The organism is Kitasatospora sp. NPDC059803 (assembly GCF_042732255.1).
In the GTDB taxonomy this organism is placed as follows: domain Bacteria; phylum Actinomycetota; class Actinomycetes; order Streptomycetales; family Streptomycetaceae; genus Kitasatospora.
This window is the reverse complement of record NZ_JBHWIJ010000373.1, coordinates 3213-7457: the sequence shown is the minus strand read 5'-3', so window position 1 is coordinate 7457 and position 4245 is coordinate 3213. Positions and strand designations below refer to the sequence as shown.

At 73.7% G+C, this 4245-nt stretch carries 6 protein-coding genes; all 6 read right to left on the bottom strand.

What is annotated here, in order from left to right; translation table 11 throughout:
* Positions 1-55: 55 nt before the first annotated feature.
* The 6 genes from ACFV6I_RS35720 to ACFV6I_RS35695 are packed head-to-tail and all read right to left on the bottom strand — an operon-like array spanning position 56 to position 4062.
* A complete protein-coding gene (locus tag ACFV6I_RS35720) occupies positions 56-376 on the bottom strand; it encodes a TcmI family type II polyketide cyclase (protein ID WP_063351612.1) in 321 nt (106 codons plus the stop codon).
* A 5-nt stretch (positions 377-381) separates the two neighbouring features.
* Positions 382-837, bottom strand: a complete 456-nt coding sequence (locus tag ACFV6I_RS35715) for an SRPBCC family protein (RefSeq protein WP_063350292.1) — start codon at positions 835-837, stop codon at positions 382-384.
* 1 nt (position 838) lies between these two features.
* Positions 839-1102: an acyl carrier protein gene (locus ACFV6I_RS35710; protein ID WP_063350293.1), complete on the bottom strand. Its 264-nt coding sequence runs from the start codon at positions 1100-1102 to the stop codon at positions 839-841.
* Between the two features lie 34 nt (positions 1103-1136).
* On the bottom strand, positions 1137-2378 hold the full coding sequence (locus ACFV6I_RS35705; RefSeq protein ID WP_063350294.1) for a beta-ketoacyl synthase N-terminal-like domain-containing protein: 1242 nt from the start codon (positions 2376-2378) through the stop codon (positions 1137-1139).
* A gap of 5 nt (positions 2379-2383) precedes the next feature.
* Positions 2384-3640 (bottom strand): beta-ketoacyl synthase, encoded by a 1257-nt coding sequence (locus tag ACFV6I_RS35700; RefSeq protein WP_063350295.1) that lies wholly within the window; start codon positions 3638-3640, stop codon positions 2384-2386.
* Positions 3637-4062 (bottom strand): cupin domain-containing protein, encoded by a 426-nt coding sequence (locus ACFV6I_RS35695; RefSeq protein ID WP_063350296.1) that lies wholly within the window; start codon positions 4060-4062, stop codon positions 3637-3639. Before ACFV6I_RS35695 ends, ACFV6I_RS35700 begins: the two co-directional genes overlap by 4 nt.
* Between the last annotated feature and the right edge of the window lie 183 nt (positions 4063-4245).

Sequence of the window (4245 nt, the reverse complement as noted above, 5' to 3'; positions counted from 1 at the left end):
CCCCCGGCGGATGGCCGGGGGCGGGCCCAGGACGAGCGGGACGGGTGGGACGGGGTCAGCGATCCCAGCGGTAGAACTCGTGCGCCATGGCGTCCTTCGGCTCGCGCCAGGTGGCCGGGTCGTAGGCCTGGACGAAGGCGGTCAGCTGGTCACTGACGGACCGGAACTCCGGGTGGCCGATGACCTTGGCGACGGCCGGGCCCGGCGGGCGGTCGGCCTCGATGAGGTGCAGGTAGACGTCGCCGAACTGGAACAGGCTGCGGCCGGTGACGCCGATCAGGTGCGGCAGTTCGCCCTGGTCGGACGTGGCGAACACCTCGGCGATGTCCGGTGCGGCCTCGGGCTTCATCCGGGCGACGATCAGGGCGCGGTGCATCCCGGTCACCGCTCCGCCGCCCGCTTCTCGACCTTCTCGCGGATCAGCTCCAGCTGGATCCGGGAGTTGCGGTTGATGTGGTTGACCATGCCGTGGTCGTCGACCGGGGCGGTGGGCTTCATCGCGAAGTCCTGGATCCAGCGCATCCTCGTCCCGGCCGGGACCTCCGCGTACTCCCAGCGGATGTCCATGAACTCGAACGGGCCGGGCTCGACCCGGCGGGCGCGCACCGCGAGCGAGGACTTGTCGGTGGTGCGCTCGGAGACCCAGCTCCACACCTGGCCGTTCTCGTCCGGGTGCATGGTGAGCCGGAAGCGGACGCTGTCGCCGTCGCGCTCCAGCACCTCCACCGAGGCGTACTCGCTGAAGAGGTCCGGCCAGTTCTCCAGGTCGTTGGTGATCTCCCAGACCAGGTCGAGGGGGGCGGCGATGACGATCTCGTTGTCGGTGTGTCCGGGCATCTCAGGCACCAGCTTTCGGGGAGAGGAGGGAGGTGTTGACGAGCTCCAGGAACTCGGCCGGGGTCTTGGCGGACTCGGCGCCCGAGGTGACCTTGAGGCCGTGCCGGTTCTCCAGTTCGCCGACGACGCCGAGCAGGCCGAGCGAGTCGACGCCGAACTCGTCGAACTGCGCGCCCGGGCGCTCCAGGTGGAGCGGGTCGACGGTGACGCCGGCCCGGGCCTGGATCAGGGCGGCCAGCTCGGGATAGCTGAGGGTGTTGCTCACGGGGTGTCCCTTCGGTGGAATTGCGGGTGCGGTCTCAGGGCCGGTCTCCGCACCGGAGCACCAGCGCGGAGTTGGAACCCATCAGCCCGCGGCTGAGCACCAGTGCGGTGCGCAGTTCGGCCGGACGGGCGCGGCCGGTCACCAGGGCGAGGTCGTGGCTGACCTCGGTGACGTTCGGGGTGGGCGGCAGCACGCCGTCCTCCATGGCCAGGACGGCGGCCGCCACGTCCAGCAGCGGCGCGCCGCAGTAGGCCCGTCCGGTACCGGACTTGGGGGCGGTGACCGGGACGCGTTCGGCCGCCGGGCCGAGCGCGTCGGCCAGTGCGAGCGCCTCGGCCCGGTCGGCGGCCGGGACGCCGAGCGCGTCCGCGAAGACCACGTCGATCTCCTCGGGCGCGATCCTGGCCTCGTCCAGGGCGATGCGGATCGCGGCGGCCAGCCCCTCGCGGGACTCCTCCCAGCGGGAGGCCCCGGTGAAGGTGGAGCCGTGTCCGGCCAGGTGGGCCCGGACGGCGGCACCGCGCCGCCGGGCCGCCTGCTCGTCCTCCAGCAGCAGCATCGCGCCGCCCTCGGCGGGGGCGAAGCCGCAGGCCTGCGCGGTGAACGGCAGATAGGCCCGGTCGGGCTGCCCGGCGAGGCTGACCTCCGGGTAGCCGAGCTGGCAGACCATCGAGTACGGCGCCAGCGGTGCCTCGGCGGCGCCGGCCACCACCGCGTCGGTGCCGCGCTCGATCGTGCGGGCCGCGTGCGCGAGCGCGTCCAGGCCGCCGGCCTCGTCGCTGGCGACCACCCCGCACGGGCCCTTGTAGCCGCCGCGGATCGAGATCTGGCCGGTGCTGGCCGCGTAGAACCAGGCGATGGACTGGTACGGGCCGACGAACTGCGGCCCCTGGCCCCAGAGCTGCTGGAGCTCGCGCTGGCCGAACTCGCCGCCGCCGGAGCCGGCCGCGGTCACCACCCCGACCGCGAAGGGATGTTCGGGGTCGGGGTGGAACCCGGCGTCCGCCACCGCCAGGTCGGCGGCGGCCATCGCGTAGTGCGTGAACCGGTCGGTCTGCACCAGGTACCGGCTGTCGATCGCGGCCCGCGGGTCGAAGTCCCGCACCTGGCCGGCGACGCGCAGCGGCAGCCCGTCGCAGCCCTCGCGGGTGATCCGGTCGAGGACGCTCACGCCCTGCCTGGTGGCCTTCCAGAAGGCGTCGGCCCCAACGCCGTTCGGCGCCACCACGCCGAGGCCCGTGACCACCGCCCGGCGGCCCTGCTGACGTGACGTCATGACACTCACCCCGTTCTGTTGAGCACGACGGCGGACTGGAATCCGCCGAATCCGCTGCCGACCGAGAGGATGTGGCTCAGCGGCAGCTCGCGCGCGGTGCGCGGCACGTAGTCGAGGTCGCACTCCGGGTCGGGAGTCTCGTAGTTGGCGGTCGGCGGCACCACGCCGTGGGCCAGCGCCAGGGTGCAGGCGACCACCTCGATGGCGCCGATCGCGCCGAGCGAGTGCCCGACCATCGACTTGATGGAGCTCATCGGCGTCCGGTAGGCGTGGGCGCCGAGCGAGCGCTTGACGGCGGCGGTCTCGTGCCGGTCGTTCTGCTTGGTGCCCGAACCGTGCGCGTTGACGTAGCCGACGTCGGTGCGGTCCACCCGGGCGTGGGCGAGCGCGTCGTCGATCGCCCGGGACATCTCCAGCCCCTCCTGGGTGAGGCCGGTCATGTGGTAGGCGTTGCCGAAGGTGGCGAAGCCGCCGAGCTCGCCGTAGATCCGGGCGCCGCGGCGGCGGGCGTGCTCCAGTTCCTCCAGCACCAGGACGGCGCCGCCCTCGCCGAGGACGAAGCCGTCCCGGTGGGCGTCGAAGGGCCGGGAGGCGTGCTCCGGGTCGTCGTTGCGCTCGCTGGTGGCCTTGATGGCGTCGAAGCAGGCGACGGTGATCGGCGAGATCGGCGAGTCGGAGGCGCCGGCGATGCAGATGTCGGCGCGCCCCTCCTCGACGGCCTGGAAGCCGTAGCCGATCGCGTCGAGGCCGGAGGTGCAGCCGGTGGAGACGGTCTGCACCGGGCCGTGCGCGCCGGTGCGCTCGGCGACCGTGGAGGCCAGCGTGCTGGGCGCGAAGGCCCGGTGCAGCTGCGGTTCGGCCCGCTGGTGGTCGACGTCCCAGCGGGCGCCGCCGGCGCTGACCAGGGCGTAGTCGTGCTCCAGTCGGGTGGTGCCGCCGACGGCGGTGCCGAGCGAGACGGCGATCCGCCACGGGTCCTCGGCGGCCAGGTCCAGGCCCGCGTCGGCGATCGCCTCGTCCGCCGCGACCATCGCGAACTGCACGTAGCGGTCGGCCCGCTGGACGTCCGCCGGGCTCAGCCCGTGGGCCGCCGGGTCGAAGTCGACCTCGGCGGCGATCCGGGAGCGGAACCCGGTGGGGTCGAAGAGCGTGATGCCCCGGGTGGCGGTGCGGCCGGCGGTGAGGAGCTCCCAGAACGCCCGGACCCCGACCCCGCCGGGCGCGACGACGCCGATCCCGGTGACGGCGACGCGCCGGGTCACGAGGCCACCTTGGCGTGTTCCGGCGGCCCGGCGGCGCCGGTCTCCTCGGTGTCCACGTGGCCGAGCTCGGGGCGGGGGGCGAGCGGGCCGAGGTGGAACACCATCCGGGCCTCGGTGTCGCCGACGTTGCGGAAGCGGTGGCGCATGTTGATCGGGATCATCAGGCCCTGGTTGGGCTTGATCGGACGGCTCTCGCCGTCCAGGTCCACCTCCAGGTCGCCGCTGACCACGAACACGAACTCCTCGGAGTACGGGTGGTAGTGCTCGCCGATCCGCTCGCCGGGCTGGACGATCGCCAGCCCCATGAACCCGCTGGTCGCCCCGCAGGTGGTCGGGGTGAGCATGGCGCGCAGGTCGCCGCCGCGCCGACGGTTCTCCGGTGCCTCGTCGACGTGCACGATCCGTGGGTACTGCGTGGTCATGGTGTTTTCCTCCGAGAGATGCGGCTGGTTCTTCAGTTGTCCTGCGAGCTGCGGTCGGTGACCGGGTTCATGGCGCGGGCGGCGAGGACGGCGGCGAGCCCGGTGGCGGTGGGAGGGGGCGCCGGCGGGGCCCGGGGGCTCCGCCCGGCGGCGCCGCGGGCCGGCCCGGGGGCCCCCCCCCAC

Excerpts from the sequence above, each read along its gene's own strand:
- ACFV6I_RS35720 (WP_063351612.1), bottom strand. The coding sequence starts at position 376 with ATGCACCGCGCCCTGATCGTCGCCCGGATGAAGCCCGAGGCCGCACCG.
- ACFV6I_RS35715 (WP_063350292.1), bottom strand. The coding sequence starts at position 837 with ATGCCCGGACACACCGACAACGAGATCGTCATCGCCGCCCCCCTCGAC.
- ACFV6I_RS35705 (WP_063350294.1), bottom strand. The coding sequence starts at position 2,378 with ATGACGTCACGTCAGCAGGGCCGCCGGGCGGTGGTCACGGGCCTCGGC.
- ACFV6I_RS35695 (WP_063350296.1), bottom strand. The coding sequence starts at position 4,062 with ATGACCACGCAGTACCCACGGATCGTGCACGTCGACGAGGCACCGGAG.